The 16,581-nt window shown below is 47.7% G+C and carries 15 protein-coding genes, 1 tRNA gene and 1 pseudogene; 4 read left to right on the top strand and 13 right to left on the bottom strand.

Features of this window, described 5'->3' with window-relative positions; translation table 11 throughout:
• Positions 1-1,211 (bottom strand): annotated as a pseudogene (locus AB7S66_RS01560) (5'-nucleotidase C-terminal domain-containing protein); the annotation flags it as partial.
• A gap of 189 nt (positions 1,212-1,400) precedes the next feature.
• A complete protein-coding gene (locus AB7S66_RS01555; protein WP_428517622.1) occupies positions 1,401-1,571 on the bottom strand; it encodes a hypothetical protein in 171 nt (56 codons plus the stop codon).
• 139 nt (positions 1,572-1,710) lie between these two features.
• Between AB7S66_RS01555 and yidD the strand changes: the two genes are divergently transcribed.
• On the top strand, positions 1,711-1,998 hold the full coding sequence (gene yidD / locus AB7S66_RS01550; protein ID WP_428517621.1) for a membrane protein insertion efficiency factor YidD: 288 nt from the start codon (positions 1,711-1,713) through the stop codon (positions 1,996-1,998).
• Here the strand turns inward: yidD and udk are convergent, their stop codons facing one another.
• From udk to AB7S66_RS01495, 11 genes are all read right to left on the bottom strand, one after another.
• Complete coding sequence (gene udk / locus AB7S66_RS01545; protein ID WP_428517620.1) at positions 1,999-2,610, bottom strand: uridine kinase; 612 nt, start codon at positions 2,608-2,610, stop codon at positions 1,999-2,001.
• 81 nt (positions 2,611-2,691) lie between these two features.
• Positions 2,692-3,726 (bottom strand): aldose epimerase family protein, encoded by a 1,035-nt coding sequence (locus tag AB7S66_RS01540; protein WP_428517619.1) that lies wholly within the window; start codon positions 3,724-3,726, stop codon positions 2,692-2,694.
• 84 nt (positions 3,727-3,810) lie between these two features.
• On the bottom strand, positions 3,811-5,628 hold the full coding sequence (gene lepA, locus AB7S66_RS01535) for a translation elongation factor 4 (protein WP_428517618.1): 1,818 nt from the start codon (positions 5,626-5,628) through the stop codon (positions 3,811-3,813).
• Between the two features lie 8 nt (positions 5,629-5,636).
• Entirely contained in the window at positions 5,637-7,643 is a 2,007-nt protein-coding gene (ftsH, locus tag AB7S66_RS01530; RefSeq protein ID WP_428517617.1) for an ATP-dependent zinc metalloprotease FtsH, read from the bottom strand.
• Positions 7,644-7,645: 2 nt separating this feature from the next.
• Positions 7,646-9,064, bottom strand: a complete 1,419-nt coding sequence (tilS, locus tag AB7S66_RS01525) for a tRNA lysidine(34) synthetase TilS (protein WP_428517616.1) — start codon at positions 9,062-9,064, stop codon at positions 7,646-7,648.
• On the bottom strand, positions 9,036-9,587 hold the full coding sequence (gene pth, locus AB7S66_RS01520; RefSeq protein ID WP_428517615.1) for an aminoacyl-tRNA hydrolase: 552 nt from the start codon (positions 9,585-9,587) through the stop codon (positions 9,036-9,038). Before pth ends, tilS begins: the two co-directional genes overlap by 29 nt.
• 8 nt (positions 9,588-9,595) lie before the next feature.
• On the bottom strand, positions 9,596-10,213 hold the full coding sequence (locus tag AB7S66_RS01515; RefSeq protein ID WP_428517614.1) for a 50S ribosomal protein L25: 618 nt from the start codon (positions 10,211-10,213) through the stop codon (positions 9,596-9,598).
• A 173-nt stretch (positions 10,214-10,386) separates the two neighbouring features.
• Positions 10,387-10,458 (bottom strand) — tRNA-Gln (locus AB7S66_RS01510).
• A 49-nt stretch (positions 10,459-10,507) separates the two neighbouring features.
• Entirely contained in the window at positions 10,508-10,801 is a 294-nt protein-coding gene (gene spoVG / locus AB7S66_RS01505) for a septation regulator SpoVG (protein WP_428517613.1), read from the bottom strand.
• A gap of 19 nt (positions 10,802-10,820) precedes the next feature.
• Complete coding sequence (gene ispE / locus AB7S66_RS01500) at positions 10,821-11,711, bottom strand: 4-(cytidine 5'-diphospho)-2-C-methyl-D-erythritol kinase (protein ID WP_428517612.1); 891 nt, start codon at positions 11,709-11,711, stop codon at positions 10,821-10,823.
• Between the two features lie 141 nt (positions 11,712-11,852).
• Positions 11,853-12,473, bottom strand: coding sequence for a uracil-DNA glycosylase family protein (locus AB7S66_RS01495; protein ID WP_428517611.1), 621 nt, complete (start codon positions 12,471-12,473; stop codon positions 11,853-11,855).
• Positions 12,474-12,640: 167 nt separating this feature from the next.
• Between AB7S66_RS01495 and AB7S66_RS01490 the strand changes: the two genes are divergently transcribed.
• The 3 genes from AB7S66_RS01490 (at position 12,641) to AB7S66_RS01480 (ending at position 16,578) form a co-directional block, all read left to right on the top strand.
• Positions 12,641-13,402: an HAD family hydrolase gene (locus tag AB7S66_RS01490; protein WP_428517610.1), complete on the top strand. Its 762-nt coding sequence runs from the start codon at positions 12,641-12,643 to the stop codon at positions 13,400-13,402.
• Between the two features lie 153 nt (positions 13,403-13,555).
• Entirely contained in the window at positions 13,556-15,265 is a 1,710-nt protein-coding gene (locus AB7S66_RS01485) for an AMP-binding protein (protein WP_428517609.1), read from the top strand.
• A gap of 23 nt (positions 15,266-15,288) precedes the next feature.
• Positions 15,289-16,578: an amidohydrolase family protein gene (locus AB7S66_RS01480; protein WP_428517608.1), complete on the top strand. Its 1,290-nt coding sequence runs from the start codon at positions 15,289-15,291 to the stop codon at positions 16,576-16,578.
• Positions 16,579-16,581: the final 3 nt, after the last annotated feature.

Genomic DNA, 16,581 nt, shown 5'->3' with positions numbered 1-16,581 from the left:
GGCTCTGGTGCGGGAGCTTCTTCCTTCACCTCAGGTGCCGGTGCGGGGACCTCTGCCTTTGCAGGGACCTCTGCCTTCACCATCGGCTTCGGGGTTGCTCCAATCAATGAGACAATGGCCGGATCCTCAGGTACGCTTACCTGCAGCGTGTAGCCCATCGCTCTCGCAAACGGCTCATATGCCTTGGCAATTGCACTCTTGGCGGGGTCAAGCACATCGGCTGCCGGAAGAATCATCGGAACAACGTTCTTCACCTTTCCGTTTTCCACGCTCACCTGCACGCCACCGACGCTCTTCAGCATCTCGTCCGCACGTACAATCAGGGTCCCGTTCACGGTCTTGGCCATTGCAGGACCATTGCCGTCGACAATCAGGTCGATGCCGTCAATGTTCTGGGCTACCATCTCACTGGTCAGATCGCCCTTGCTGCCAAGGTCGCTGAGCACCACGAGGTAGTCCACATAATCCTTGGCCATGTCCACAGCGTACTGTGCATTGTCCAGAATCAGGTCACTGGTGAAGCTCACTCCCTGGATCGGTTTCGGGGCTACAAGCCCTACCACGCCGACCTTGAAGCCGTTGTAGTTGTACACCTGATACGGCTGGGCGACCAGGTACCCGTCCGCATCCAGTGCATTCGCACTCAACGGCAGGGCCTTCTTCGTCCCGGCTATACCGGTAGCCAGCTGCACTGCCTGCGGGGTGTAGGCATCGTAGCCGAGCTCATCAACCACCTCGGCGGCCAGCATCGCAGCCTCAGCCGGTATCTCGCCGACATTGCCGCTGTTCAGCAGCAACCAGTTGTCGGTAATTGCACGCCCGGCCTTCAGCGCAGTGGACAGCCTTGCAAGGCCAAGTCCGCCGTTCTCGCTGTAGATGTTACCGTTCAGGTCGTTGGTATGTACAATAAACAGATCGAAGACCTTCGCTCCGTCATCATTCTTTACAATCTCCTGCACACCATAGGGCAAGACCAATTCCTTGGGTTCCTCAGCCACCGGTTCCGGCGCGGGTGGAGCAGGCTCTGGCATTGGCTCTGGCACCTCTACGAGCTCAGGAGCGGGTTCAACTGGGGCTACCGGCTCAGGAGCGGGTTCAACAGGAGCTGGGGGGATTGCTTCTACCTTTGCAGTGCTCTTACAGCCAACAAGGGAAAAAGCCAACAAAGCTACCAGCATTGCTGCCATAATTGTTCTTGAAAGACGTTTCACGTGTTTCCTCCTCATGACGTTCTCATGTGTCGTTGTATACGTACTCATCAACACTATAACACACACTACTTGAAACGGATACATTAAAAATACGGGAAAAATGGTGATTTTCCGGAAGATTCATCAAAAAAAGGAGCCTGCGATGCTTTGAATCACAGGCTGACGGCTATTTTTCTTGATACAAATTCCTTACATCAAATCTTTGGGCTTGCGAGCAGTATTACCTGATTTCTCGCAATATGCCACATGACGAAGTTTTCCATTCTCGAAAACTGCTTTCATCTTGATTGTGCCACCCCAGCGACTGGTCATTGTTTTTGCACCTTCACGGCGTGCGTTCTTGGATACGTTTCCTGCCATATACCTATTCCTCCATACAAATGCTCAATTTCTAAATTTTTATCATCATCATAATGATTATCACGTTACAAGTCAAATGTCTTCCCCTACAGTGTATCCAGTTGTTGCATCTTTTACAATCGCTCAATAGAATGTTCTCATGAAAAAAATCCTTTGGCTACTACGACAGATATTCCTCATCCCAGTGTACCTTTACAAAGGAATTTTATCACCTTTTTTTGGCGGTGGAAGCTGTCTCTACCACCCTACCTGTTCCACGTATATGGTAGATTCCGTGACAAAGCATGGTATTTTTAAAGGCTTTATTATAGGATTTGCCAGAATCATCCGATGCAGTCGCTGGTTTTATGGAGGGGATGATCCAGTTCCAGACACTTGGTCTTGGAAAGCAATAAAGGATGGTTTTACCCTCTTCCGTAAACGCTGATCAACCAGCAAGTTCCTTTACAAAGGGAATAAGCACAGATAGAGCATTCTCATTGTACCCACCCTCAGGAATGATCAAGTCAGCGAAAGCCTTGGTTGGTTCGATGAAATTGAAATGGCCCGGTCGCACAACCTCAAGGTACTGTGTACATACACTTGCGATGGTTCTCCCTCGCTCTGCAATATCACGTTTCAACCGTCTAATGAAGCGTATATCATCCGGGGTGTCTACATACAGTTTCAAATCCAACAAATCCCGAATATTGCTATCATACAGAATCATCAGCCCTTCAAGAATCACCAGACTCCTCGGTGCAACCGATACCGTCTCTTCCTTTCTCCGGTGATGGACAAAATCATACTGGGGCATCTCTATGGCCTTGCCCTCCTTGAGCGTCTTCAGATGCTCATGAAGCAATTCCATGTCAAAAGCATCAGGATGATCAAAGTTGAAGGCGGTAATATTGGCATTGCTGATGAAAGTGGCAGAGCGATAGTAATTATCCTGGGGAATAAACACGAAATCGGTGCAAACTTCACTGATCTTCTTCACAATCGTGGATTTTCCTGAACCAGACCCACCGGTAATCCCAATAATTTTCACTTCTTTCATTCGGGGCTCCTTCAGCCATATTTCACTTTTCTACGATAGCTGCACCTAGGATTGCAAGTAGGTGTCTCTATATCATCCCACCTATTTTACACCGAAGGAGAAGACTGTCGTATGTTTGTAAGGCCTCTCTTTGCTGAAAATGCAAGAAGGAAACGATTCATGGTTTGGGCTATCCGGATAGTACTGTGTTTCAAAACAGACACCACCATGCTTAGGATAAGCAACACCACCTTTACCGATATCCTTTCCTTCGAGAAAGTTTCCACTATACATCTGGACAGCTGGCATGGTCGTCTTGATTTTCATGGTTCTGCCTGAAACAGGTTCATGAATCCATGCAAATTCCACCGGCTTGGTAGTCGGTGTCTGTTCAAGAATGAAGCAATGATCATACCCACCTGCTTCTTCAATATCATGTCCCAATGGCTTTCCCTTGGTAAAATCAAAAGCCGTACCTTTCACGGGAAGAATGTTTCCAGTGGGAACCAGTTGATCATTTATCTCGAGATATCGATCACAAGCAAGCTTCACCTCATGAGCGGTAATTTCCCCGCTGCCGGCACCCCGCAAATTGAAATAGCTGTGATTGGTCAGATTGATTGGCGTAGGTTGGGTAGCTGTTGCTTCATACTCAATACGCAACTCCCCATTTTTGGTAAGCACATAAGAGACGGTACAATTCACATTACCAGGGAATCCACCCTCCCCATCGGGACTGAACAAACTCAGCACAACACCTGGATTCCCATCCCATTCAAAGGTCTCGACGTGCCAATTCCGCCACCCCCAATTACTCTTCCCACTATGGAGGGTGTTCTCTCCTTCATTTGTTTCAAGCGTGTACTGTTTACCATCCAAGGAGAATGTACCTTTTGCTATACGATTGGCAAATCGTCCAATAACTTGCCCAAAGTAAGTAGTCGATGTCAAGTTATCCAATGGATTCTCAAAACCCAATACAATATCCCTAACCTTCTGATTCCGATCCGGGGTCTTCAATGTCTTGAGATTCGCCCCCAAACTGAGAATTTCAGCGGAGTATGGTCCATTGGAAAGCGTTATCAGATAAATGGGTTGCCCGTCATTGGTTTGGGCGACGACTTGTTTGGTCAACATACTACACTCCCTTGAAGTAATCTTTTCTTGCAACGAGTATACACCCAGCCACCATCGAGAACAACAAAGAATTGGCTGAATACATTACTTGGAACTGTCATCACTCTTGAGAACAGCGAGGAATGCACTCTGGGGTATCTCGACATTGCCCACCATTTTCATGCGTTTCTTACCCTCTTTCTGTTTCTCGAGCAACTTGCGTTTCCTGCTGATATCACCACCATAACATTTGGCTGTAACATCCTTCCGGAAGGCGGTAATGGTCTCTCTGCTGACAATCGTCCCACCAATAGCTGCCTGGATGGCAATCTTGTACTGCTGACGGGGAATCTCTCCCTTCAACCGCTCACAAACCTGCTTCCCCCGCAGCTGGCTGTTTCCCCTAAAAACAAGTTGGCTCAGCGCATCAACCGGCTCTCCATTTACCAGTATATCCAGTCTCACCAGATCGGTTCGTTTATACCCAATCAATTGGTAGTCGAATGAAGCGTATCCACGACTCACAGATTTCATGCGGTCATAGAAATCAAAGAGTACCTCACTCAATGGCATCTCATACATCAACTCAACGCGTTTCTCATCAAGGTAATTCATTCCCACCTGGACCCCACGTTTCTCCATGCAGAGCGTAATCAGCGGTCCTACGAACTGGCTGGGTGTAATGATATTGGCTTGGATGAAGGGCTCCTCAGAGTAATCAACCCGCATCGGGTCTGGATACTCAAGAGGATTGTCAATATTGATAACATCACCGTTCTTCATATGGACGATGTACTTAACCGAAGGGCTGGTAAATACGATTGACAGTCCAAATTCACGCTCGATACGTTCCTGGATGACTTCAAGATGCAACATTCCCAAGAACCCACAACGGAATCCAAACCCAAGTGCAGCTGAACTGTCCTTCTCATAGATCAAGGAAGCATCGTTGAGTTTGAGTCTTTCAATGGCATTCACCAACTCCTCATAGTCATTGGTATCAACCGGGTAAATTGAACTGAAAACTACTGGTTTCACATCCTTGAATCCAGGAAGAGGTTTCTTTGCAGCATTCTTGACCGTGGTGATGGTATCTCCAACCCTAACATCGCTGATAGTCTTAACACCGGTGATGACATAGCCGACATCCCCTGCATGCAGCGCATCTGTTTTGACCAGGCCAAGTTGGAAAAAACCGACCTCCTCAACCTTATAGGGAGTATCGGTATGCATAAAGCGAACTTCTGAACCAGCCTCCAGGATCCCATCAAAAACACGACAGTGTACGATGACTCCACGATATGCATCATAGTGGGAGTCAAAGATCAGGGCCTGGAGAGGGAGGGAGTCTTTTCCTTCTGGAGGCGGAATCTGGTTGACAATAGCCTCAAAAAGCTCATCCACTCCCACGCCGGTTTTTGCACTCACCAAGACAGTCTCTTCTGATTCCAAACCCAAGTCATGATCAATCTGGTGCAAGCAAGCATCAATATCAGCTGAAGGCAAATCAATCTTGTTGATGACCGGTATGATGGTAAGGTTGTGTTCCATGGCCATATACAAGTTAGCCAAGGTCTGCGCCTCGACACCTTGGGATGCGTCAACAATCAGCAAAGCACCCTCACATGAGCTGATCGCACGACTTACCTCATAGGAGAAGTCAACATGACCCGGAGTATCGACAAGATTCAGCTCATACGTTTTACCATCGGCTGCCGTGTAGGGAATGGTTACCGCTTGGCTCTTGATGGTGATTCCGCGCTCCCTTTCAATATCCATATTGTCGAGCATCTGATCCTGCGCAGGGCCACGAGAAACATAGAGCTTTGCTTTTTCGATGAAACGGTCGGCAAGAGTAGACTTGCCGTGGTCTATGTGCGCAATGATGCAAAAATTTCGTGTCAGTGTAATATCAGCTGGCATACTATCCCTTATTCTTTTGTAGCTTCTTCTTGTGTACCAGGGGGCTCTTTTTGTGGAGATGCATCAACAGTCTCCTCATGCTCAGGTGATTCTCCCTGGAAATCGTTGAGAGCTTCGAAACCCAGGAGGATTCTGATCTGTGCATCATCCAAGGTCTCCTTCTCAATCAGTTCAGCAGTAAGGGTATCCAATTGGTCACGATGGATAGAGAGAATCTTACGCGTCTCTTCCATTGCCTTGTCAAGGATCTTGTGGATCTCAGCATCAATTCTTTTTGCGGTCTCCTCACTGTAATCCTTGTGCTGTGTGATCTCCCGCCCCAAGAACAACGGTTCAGACTCATCGGCAAGGTTGACGAATCCCAATCCACTCATACCCCACTCTGTTACCATCCTGCGGGCAAGGTCGGTTGCTTGCTTGATGTCGTTGCTGGTACCAGTTGTGGTTTCCCCATACACCAGCTCCTCTGCAACATAACCACCCATGCAAACCTTTATCCAGTCATTCAGCATTGATTGGGTCTTGGTGTATGGATCTCGCTCGGGAAGGCTGACCGTCAGGCCAAGTGCACGTCCATGAGGAATGATGGTTACCTTGTGCAACGGATCGAGATGCTCAAGGTAGTAGTGAAGCAAGGCATGCCCAGCTTCATGATAGGCGGTTGCTCTCTTCTCCTCATCTGTCATTGCACGACTCTTTCTTGCAACACCGAGAAGAATCTTGTCCCGTGCCTCTTCCATCTCGCTCATTCCAACTGTACTCTTGTTCTTCCGGGCAGCAAACAGGGCGGCCTCATTGATCAGGTTTGCCAGATCGGCTCCACTGGTACCAGCTGAACCACGGGCAAGACGCTTAAGATCAACATCCTTTTCCAGTTTGATTTTCCTACAGTGAATCCTAAGTATCTCCTCTCGTTCCTTAATGTCTGGTAGATCGACTACCACCTGACGGTCAAAACGGCCAGGACGAAGCAAGGCAGGATCCAATACATCGGGGCGGTTGGTGGCTGCCATCACGATAACTCCTGTGGTGGTACTAAATCCATCCATCTCCACAAGAATCTGGTTCAATGTCTGTTCTCGCTCATCATTCCCCCCACCAAGACCACCTCCACGAGTACGGCCAACAGCATCAAGTTCATCAATGAACAGAATACAGGGAGAATGCTTTCGGGCTTGTTCAAACAAGTCACGTACACGGGCAGCACCCATACCTACAAACATCTCAACAAAGTCAGATCCACTGGTATGAAAGAAGGAAACCCCACTCTCTCCGGCAACTGCTTTTGCTAACAATGTTTTACCGGTTCCTGGAGGACCCACCAGCAGGACACCACGGGGAATCTTTGCTCCAACCTTGGTGAAGTGGTCAGGATACTTGAGAAAGGAGACCACCTCCTCCAATTCATACTTCGCTTCTATCTGACCAGCCACATCCTTGAATGTGGTCTTGGTGTCAGTCTCCATATACTCTTTTGCCTTGTTCTTTCCAAGCGTTGACATCATCTTCCCGTTCAGCCCACTGGACTGGCGATACAACATGATGGTAAACCCAATGAAAATGATCCATGGGAGCAACTGCAATATTACTTGCAGGAAAGAAATCTCCTGTACAGAACCTGTTACCGAGACACCCTGCTGCTTCAGAGATTCTAGCAAGGTCTCATCGAAGTACGGTATTCTGGTCTGCGCCGTAAGACCGTTTTTCAAAGCAAACCGAATCAGGGATTGTTCCTTTATCTCGACCTGCGTTACCTGGCCAGAATCAACATAAGAGAGGAAAGTGGTGTACGGTACCGACTGCTCAGCACCTGCAGCACTATCAAAAAACATATAGGCAAACAAGATTGCCAAGGTGGTAAACACTATCAGTGCAAAACGATTTTTCGGATTATTCGGGGCCATGAAAGGTGGCTTTTTGTCATTCTTTGGAGGACCTTGCCAATACTGGTTGGGGTCCTGGTTGTCAGACTGTTTGTCAGGTCCGTTCTCTTGGCTGTCTTTTCTCAATTTCACTGTCATTGTTCCTTTATTCTACTACTATATATATTTGTCAATCTTCGGGCAAGGGGAGCCTTGAAACGGCGTGCCAACCGGTCCCTACCCCCATACATACGTGCAAAAACCGCTACAACACCACTACGGTCACACAAGAGAGGAACCGTTGGATGTTCGTCCTTGGGAATACGATACGAGGAGAGCAATTTAGCTACAGAAACCCTACCAGCTTCCAGCTCGATCCAATCCCCATCTTCTGCTGATCGAATAACTGCATGATCCAAAGCATCTGCATCAATCATTAGCAATTGTGTATCTGCTTCACCTTGTAGCGTATCAATACAAAACACAATGCCTCCCGGCAGGGGAATTTCCTGTTCATCCCCTGGATGCAACAAGGGAATCAGAAAGTGGGGATGTTGAGTGACCTGACTCCATAGCACCTTACCATCAGAGACCATTACCCTGCTTCTTCCAGCTTCAATGAGTAAACGGCTGGAGACGGTACTGGCATCAAGGTGATCCTGCAACCGTGCTATCATAGCCTGACGAATGCGCTGTGTCCCAGAAGCAAAAACCTCTGCGTACAGGCGAAACAACAATTGCTCCCGCATCTCTTGCGCTAACCCTTGGTACCAAGCAAGAGAAAACCGCACTTCCCCCTTGAGTATCTCCACATGGGAAAGTTCCTCCTCTTCCACCATCTGCAACACCCCAGCGATATCGGAAAAGCGCCTGGACATGATTGAGACTGCATTGTAGGCATTTGGAAAGAGTGCAAGAATCTGTGGCTTGAGCATATGGCGAATCCTGTTTCGCAGATAGGCATCCTCGTCATTGGTCGAATCCTCTGCCCACTGAAACCCTTCAGCCTCTACATATGAGCTGAGGGTTCGGTGGGAAAGCGTAAGTAAAGGCCTGATCAATGTGGGTTTATCAGGAGACTGTGCAAACGATGCTGCTCCCTTGAGAGAAGAGATCGAGGAGGCCTGAAACAAACGCATCAACAAGGTCTCCATCTGGTCATCAGCATTATGTGCAGTAGCAAGATAGGTACAACCATGGTTACGGCATGCAGCGTACAAGGCCTCATATCGCAGTGTTCGTGCAGCGGCTTCTATACCTTCACCATCGCTTCTTGCTCTCGCCTCAACACTTCCCTTACCCAAATCAAGAACCTCAAGACCATATCCCAACCGTTGGCAATTCGCAAGACAAAGCTGCAACTCCTGGGACAGCTCTCGCTCTGAACGTAATCGATGATTGACATACAAGACAGAAACCTGATCTTTTGGCAACAAAGCCGAGAGCCCGATCAGCAACGCAAGGGAATCACTACCACCAGAAAAGGCGACAGCAATGCGCATATCCCCTGGGATGTGGTGAGAGGAAAGAAAATCCCTGATTGTCTTAGGAACGATTGCGTCTGTTGTAGGCAAGCATTACCTCCTCCGTTGACTTTCCATTGATAAGATCCTGCAGTGCTGAGGAAGCAAGCATGATTCCTTCCTGTAAGGCAAGGGATGAATCACGAGAGAGGACATGGTCCACCACCGACACCCCTTCTTCCGGTCTGCCGATTCCGATATAGATACGGGTGAAGTTGCTGCTGCCCAGCGAGCTGATAAGACTCTTGAGGCCGTTATGACCAGCACTGCTCCCACCCCTTCGGATCCTGATCAATCCAGGAGGAAGGTCCATCTGATCACAGACTACCACAATTTCTTCTGCTTTCACATCAGGGAAGTAACGCATGACTTCCCCACTCCTATTCATATAGGTCAGTGGTTCAACCAAGGATACAGAACTCCCCACCATTGCTTGTCTATAAAGACGAAAACAGCGTTTTCTCAAGCGAACCTGAAAAAACGCTGCACAAGCTTCCACTGCATCGAATCCGACATTGTGGCGGGAGTTTGCATACTTGGAACCAGGATTACCCAGACCAAGAATCAACTGCATTGTTACCCCTACTCTTCCTCGGAAACACTTGCTGCTGCTTCTTCTTCCGCAGCAGTTTCTACAACCTCAGCCTTTACTCCCTTGACGGAAGCAACAGTCCTCGACATGTCTTCAAGAACCTTGATGGTTTCTGGGAATTTTATGTCGCTCAAGTGCAGTGCCTGGTTGATCTCCAAGTGGCTTACATCAGCCTCAATTGAATCGGGAAGATCCTTTGGCAGGCACTCAATCTCAATTTCATGGAGAACCTGGTCAAGGACACCACCTTCACGGGTCCCAATGGGGCTTCCCTTGAGAACAACAGCAACCAAGGTACGAAGGGCTTGACCACGAGTAACCTCATAAAAGTCAACGTGCTTGATCTCTCCACGCATCAAGTCTTCCTGATAATCTTTCAATAATACTTCATAGTGCTTTCTGCCTACTGCAATCTTCAGCAATGCTGTCTCTGAGAAGTGCCGCATCTTGTTGGTGAATTCACGGGCATCAAGGGCAATGTGCACAGGATCCTTCTTGCCATAGATAACGGCTGGAATCTGGCCGCTGCGAAGCAGGCGACGTGCGCCGGCACTACCAAAATCCTCGGTTCTCGGTTTAGCTTTCAAGCTTCTGTTGATTTCAGACATACATACTCCTTGTACTCTCATTGGCACATCATTATTGCATGATGCCCAATTACCATAACATTTGGATATTTAAAATACCACTAGTGTGGGAGTATAGAATGTTTTGGCGTACCAGCACAAGTACTACTCCACACAAACAAAATGAGCAGCCCAAAAAACAGGACTGCTCGCTACTGGGAAGGAGGGATTCGAACCCCCGATGCCGGCACCAAAAACCAGAGCCTTAACCGCTTGGCGACTTCCCAACAACGGAAATGACAGTATACCATATTCCCAAGTTTGTCCAGCAGATTGCTATAATTCCTTTTTTTCTGTTTCCTGGGGAGCTTCCTGTGCTTCCTCAGAGACATATGCATTCATTACCACTTGCTGCAAATGATCCCTGAAGTCGCTGCTGATTGGATGGGCTACATCCTTGAATTCCCCATTGGCCAACTGCCTGCTTGGCATGGCAATAAAGTCTCCTTCCCTGCCCTCTATAATCTTGATATTGTGCACCACAAATTGATTGTCAAACGTTACGGTCACATAAGCCTTCAATTTACCTGCTTGACTTACTTTTCGTACTCGAACCTCTGAAATGTCCACAAGAACCTCCAAACAACCTTTATCTTATTTTCATAACTAAACCGGTTTTCCAGCTCATTACCCCAGCCCCGAACTGCATCTGTATCTCATCGTAAACAGCCTGTACTTGTTTCGTATCATCACTGACGAAAAACCAACAAGCACCACTGCCTGTAAGACCACAATATCCATGGCTAGTACCGCATAGCTGTTCAAGTTGGCCATAGAAGTCCTGGTGCACCACACCTTGTTGAAAATCATTATACAACAAACTTTTCCATACCGCAGGTGATTTCTCGAAAACTTCTGCAATCTCCTCACCTGCAGGCCCCAATGTAACCAAACTGCCGCTACGAACTTCGTCAAGCCTGGCGTATGCAGATGACGTAGATGCAGAAAAGAAAGTAGGCATCACCAAGCACAGTGCCAAATCCCTCTGCTGAATAGGTGTAATCACCTCTCCCCTACCAGTCACTATTGCGCAGCTTTGTGAAGAGAGGAAGAAAGGGACATCACTTCCAACTTGCAGCGCGATATCCACTAGGGATTTCTCATCAAGCGCAGCTTCCCCAGCATATTCCTGCAACAGAAGCAACACAGAAGCAGCATCACTTGAACCACCACCCAAACCAGCCTGGGAGGGAATTCGTTTCTTGCAATCTATATGTAAAGAGAGGGGTAACCGAGTTCGCTCACACCATAGGCGGGCAGCCTTGGTCAAGGTATCCTCTCCATCAAGTTGAAATGCTTCCAATCCAGTTACTTCTACCTTGAAATTGCGCTCCCCCTTTACCGTGATGGAGACATCATCGGCAAGATTCACCAAGGCAAATAGGGAACGGATGGGATGATACCCATCTTGAAACGGTTGGCCGACGGCCAGATGTAGATTAACCTTGGCATAGGCAGGACGCACAAGTATGGTATCCATGTCCTACAGAGTATCAAAGCCAAAGTTGATTGTCTAGTAAGATTTTTTCATACTTGTAAGCTTAGAGCCCTTTTTTTGGGGAATTACAGTTCTAAAAGTGACATATTCACCTAGGATATAAAACAAATCTAGAATACAAGCTCATGCATCTTTCCATATACCAAGGGCAATGAGTTGTTGCTGGGTTTTCTCTTTCCAATTCCTGTTTGCTTGTGGATTGGCTGGACTGGGGTGAATGATGGAACCTAGTATATATCTACTATCAGGCAAAACAACCTGTTCCAACTTCTTCAGTGCATACGTGCCTACTCCTATAAGATAGGTTGGCTCCAATAATGTAATAAGATCCATGAGATACCGGTCACAGATTGCCTCAAGAGCCATCCTCTCAACCTTGGGAAGCTTGTCAGGGGTGATATTTTTTGCGTATTTTGAGCGCTCCATGAATACGAGAGGACAGTAATTGACGATAGCCATTTCCTTGGCGAATGCATCAGCACTTGTATAGTGTTCTTCCATCAATGCCCACAAGCGCCTACCGCTGACCTCACTTCGCTGTACAGTCATCCCAAGCACTGGACGTGATGGATGCTCGATAGAAGGTTTTCCAATAGGTTCATCGAGCTTTAGAAACTGCTTCACTGCACCCACTTCACCGAAAGGGATACCATTTTGTGCCATACCGAAAGGCCCGGGATTCATCCCCAGCATCAGTGCCTGTATGGGATGGGAGAGATAGGTCCTCAAATAGGCTTCATGCATGTTCCAGGCATATTGTAATGGATTGTAAATATACAAATCGCCACTGAATCGCAATTGCTCCACCTGCCAAGCAAACAGCTTTGTCCGTTGCACGATTTCTTGTACGTAATTCTCCAACACTGTCCCCCCTAGCACAAAAGTCGGTTTGTACCGTATGATACACTAACATGGCACAAAAGGTGGAGAAACTCAAGGGAATCATTTTTGACAAGGATGGGACGCTGTTTGACTACGCCCAGGTCTGGGAGACTATCCTCAAGGAGGGTATCGCCCTTACCTTCAACTCCATGGGAAAGCAGCACCAGCAGACTGCCAAACAGGCAATGTTGAGCCTGATGGGCATCAATGAAGCGGGACAGTGCATTCCCCGTGGCTTGATGTTCACCCACCGCAGGGCCCAAATTCTCAGAAGATTCCTGCTGTATTGCATCCGATATCGTGTAAACGCAATCAAGGCAATCAAAGGGTATAACAGAAGTGTCAAGCACAGTGAAGTTCTGCTCAACGAAAAACTCAAGCAGATGGATTTCTCTGTCCAACAACGCTTGTTCAGACACTTGAAAGAAGAGGGGTATCATATCGGTGTCATTACCAGTGACAATGCTTCCTCAACCAATCTGTTTCTCTCCTTGATGGGGTTGGAAAAAATGGTAGATTTCATAGCCAGTAGAGACAGCAACTATCGCAGGAAACCCCACAGTGAAGCCTTCAATGCATTCTGCACACAAGCAGGGATTACCCCCTCCCAGGTGGCAATGGTAGGAGACACACTCACTGATATGCTGTTTGCAAAACGGGCTCACTCAGGCTATCGCATTGCAGTTCTCACAGGAAGCAATGACCAAAGAAGGCTGGAAAGACTGAGTGACGTTGTCTATGAGGATATATCTTTCCTAGACACTGATAAGAGACTATTTCCGGACCAATAGTACGTTTTAACTAAAAATCCAATCATTTCCTCTGAAACAAATTAGTCTTTTCTTGACAAACAAGGACCTTTCTGTGAAAATAATCGATAGGTTAATATTAACTACATCTAGCAGATTTCTATCATTCGCATTTCTTTTGGAGATTTCCCTATCATGAAACATTCCTGGGATGACCTTGACCAATATCGCGGTGTACTGTTCGAAGGACAGTGGCCAACTATCATCGACTTATTGCTGATCACAGAAAAGAAGTTTGGAGGGCGAAACGGTTTCACTGTTTTCACACCCAACAGGGAAACCCTTACATTCTCGGAAATTCTCCACGAAGTCACTCGAGTCAGTTCATATCTCCAGGAATGTGGCATAGAAAAAGGTGATCATATCGTCATCAATGGGAAAAACAGCCCAGTATGGGCTATTGCCTATCTGGCAACCCTCCATGCAGGGGCAATCGTTGTTCCCTTGGACAACCAGATGAATACCGACCGTGTTGAAACACTCAGCAGTTTTGTGAATGCCTCCTATATTTTTGCTGACAAGAATGTTCTTGAAGCACTCGACGCACAGAAAGAATGGTTTGGGGAATTGAAGGGGTGCGCAACACTTCTGGGAGAGAGTGAATCATTTCCAAGCATTACCACCCTGCAAGCGAAGAAAACGTATCAGCGTATACCAAGCTCAGAACATGATATTGCTTCCATCCTCTTTACCAGTGGCACCACAGGCAATGAGAAAGGGGCCATGCTCACACATGCAAATATTGTAAGCGATCTCTACCAGGCATGTGATGGAACATTCCTCAGCCTCGATGAAACTGATATATTGTATGCACTCCTTCCACTGCACCATAGCTATTGCTGTACAGCAGTACTGCTTGAATCCATCAAACATGGAGCAGAGTGTGTCTTTGGGCAGGATATTGTGGTAAGCAAAATGATCAATGACCTGAAAGAAGGCAAGGTCACCATTTTTATGGGGATACCGCTTCTGTACAACAAACTGCTTGCAGGGATCATGAAACAGGTCAAGAAAAAAGGATTCTTGGTCAATACCTTGGTACATACAATGATGGTGATTAATGGGTTCACCAAGAAACACCTGCATTGGAATCCCTTCAGGAAAACATTCAACAAACTACTGCTCAGCAAGATTGGTCTGGACCGGAATAATTTCCTCATCTGTGGTGCTGGCCCGCTTGCGCCAAAAGTCTTCAAGCAGTATCAGCAGCTTGGCCTCGATTTCATCCAAGGCTATGGGCTTACCGAGACGAGTCCAATCCTTACACTCAATCCAATCAGCCACTTCAAGGTGGAATCCGTTGGTATGGTTTTCCCATTGGTGGAGATGAAAATCGCAGAACCTGATGAAAATGGAGTGGGCGAAATCCGGGTCAAGGGTCCAAACATCACCCAAGGTTATTACAACGACCCGGTCCATACCGCTGAATTATTTGATGAAGAAGGCTACCTGAAGACAGGTGACCTTGGATACCTAGACAAGGAAAACTATCTCTATCTCAAGGGCAGGGCTAAAAACATCATCGTCACCGAAGGTGGCAAGAATGTATACCCTGAGGAGATTGAGGACCTCTTCCAGCTCTACAGCCAGGTGGAGCAAATCCTTATCCGGGGATACCAAGAAAAGAAAAACATCCCCAGCGAGCTGATCGAAGCCGTGATCTACCCCAATGCCGAGTACTACCAAGAACATACTGTTTCCGTGCAGGAGGATCTCGAGCGGGTAATCAAGGAAGTCAATCAACGTGTTTCAGGTTATAAGAAAATTACCAAGCTCACTATTACCAATGAGCCGATGGACATGACAAGTACCAAAAAGATTAAGCGCAACAAGGTGACGGCATAGTAGTTTCATGGTACCATAGCTTCATGAAAATACTCATTTCCAACACACTCATCATCCCTATGACCAAGGAAGGCTTGAGCCTTCGTGGTGATATCGGTATCGATGGGAAACATATTGTATTTGTCGGGACAGGCGATCCTTCCTTCAAGGCCGACCGTATCATTGATGGATCCTCATTCCTGGCAATGCCTTCCTTGGTGAATGCCCATACTCATTTGAGCATGGGGCTGATGCGCAATTACAAGGACTCCCTGCCAACCCTGCAGGCATGGCTTGCTGAGATCTTCCCGATCGAGGGGAAACTCAATGCAGATGACGTGCTGGCGGCCAGCCGTCTCGGCATCATTGAGCTTATCCAGAGCGGATGTACCATGTTCAATGATATGTACTTTGAACCCCAAGCAACCGCACAGGCTGTTATTGAGGGAGGAATCAGGGGGAGCATAGGGGTAACGCTGTTCGGCGATCTTGAAGAGAACAAATCCCGGGTAGAAGAGCGGGAGAAATTGCTGGCCCCCTACGTTGCACAAGCTGAAGGCCGTCTCACTCTCAATGTCGCCCCTCACGCCATCTATACCTGTACCCAGGAGACCTACCAATATGCAGCATCCTGGGCGCGACAACATGGAAGCGTATTCCATACACATCTCAGCGAGACCAAGAAAGAGGTGGAGGACTGTATCGCCCAAACAGGGATGACTCCCCCAGCCTACCTGTCAGAGCTCGGCGTCTTGCAGGATGTGAAGAGCATGCTGGCCCATTGTGTTCACTTGAGCGATGAAGATGTAGACCTTCTCAAGACGTTTGACACCACCATTGTGCACAACCCGAGCAGCAATCTCAAGCTTTCCAGCGGCATTGCTCCCATTGCTGCCTATCTACGGGCGGGCATACCGGTTGCGCTGGGTACCGATGGGGCGAGCAGCAATAATAATCTCAACATGGTAGAGGAGATGCATATAGCCAGTCTCCTGGGAAGGGTGGCGGAAACGGGCGGGGAGAAGCTAACACCATACCAAGTACTGGAAATGGCTACCAAGCAGGGGGCAAATGCCTTGGGGATTGGGGATACGATAGGAACCCTGGAAGCTGGCAAGGAAGCAGATCTACTCCTCATTGATTTGAGAACGAGCCATCTTACCCCGCTTAATGACCCATTCAGTGCATTGGTATATGCAGCACAAAGCTCTGATATCGATACGGTATTCTGCCAAGGAACCATCCTCATGGAACAACGCAAAGTACAGACCATGGATGAACATGCAGTGATGGATGAAGTGCAGGAGAGATGGGCTGATATACTCAGGCGCTAGTAA

The organism is Sphaerochaeta sp. (assembly GCF_050178175.1).
Taxonomy (GTDB): domain Bacteria; phylum Spirochaetota; class Spirochaetia; order Sphaerochaetales; family Sphaerochaetaceae; genus Sphaerochaeta.
This window is presented reverse-complemented; position numbering and strand designations above follow the sequence as displayed.

Bases quoted from the DNA above. Each gene is read 5' to 3' on its own strand.
- AB7S66_RS01480 (WP_428517608.1), top strand. From the start codon at position 15,289: ATGAAAATACTCATTTCCAACACACTCATCATCCCTATGACCAAGGAA.
- AB7S66_RS01540 (WP_428517619.1), bottom strand. From the start codon at position 3,726: ATGTTGACCAAACAAGTCGTCGCCCAAACCAATGACGGGCAACCCATT.
- yidD (WP_428517621.1), top strand. From the start codon at position 1,711: ATGAAAAAAATCCTTTGGCTACTACGACAGATATTCCTCATCCCAGTG.
- AB7S66_RS01515 (WP_428517614.1), bottom strand. From the start codon at position 10,213: ATGTCTGAAATCAACAGAAGCTTGAAAGCTAAACCGAGAACCGAGGAT.
- udk (WP_428517620.1), bottom strand. From the start codon at position 2,610: ATGAAAGAAGTGAAAATTATTGGGATTACCGGTGGGTCTGGTTCAGGA.
- ispE (WP_428517612.1), bottom strand. From the start codon at position 11,711: ATGGATACCATACTTGTGCGTCCTGCCTATGCCAAGGTTAATCTACAT.
- AB7S66_RS01490 (WP_428517610.1), top strand. From the start codon at position 12,641: ATGGCACAAAAGGTGGAGAAACTCAAGGGAATCATTTTTGACAAGGAT.
- AB7S66_RS01485 (WP_428517609.1), top strand. From the start codon at position 13,556: ATGAAACATTCCTGGGATGACCTTGACCAATATCGCGGTGTACTGTTC.
- pth (WP_428517615.1), bottom strand. From the start codon at position 9,587: ATGCAGTTGATTCTTGGTCTGGGTAATCCTGGTTCCAAGTATGCAAAC.
- lepA (WP_428517618.1), bottom strand. From the start codon at position 5,628: ATGCCAGCTGATATTACACTGACACGAAATTTTTGCATCATTGCGCAC.
- AB7S66_RS01555 (WP_428517622.1), bottom strand. From the start codon at position 1,571: ATGGCAGGAAACGTATCCAAGAACGCACGCCGTGAAGGTGCAAAAACA.
- AB7S66_RS01495 (WP_428517611.1), bottom strand. From the start codon at position 12,473: ATGCATGAAGCCTATTTGAGGACCTATCTCTCCCATCCCATACAGGCA.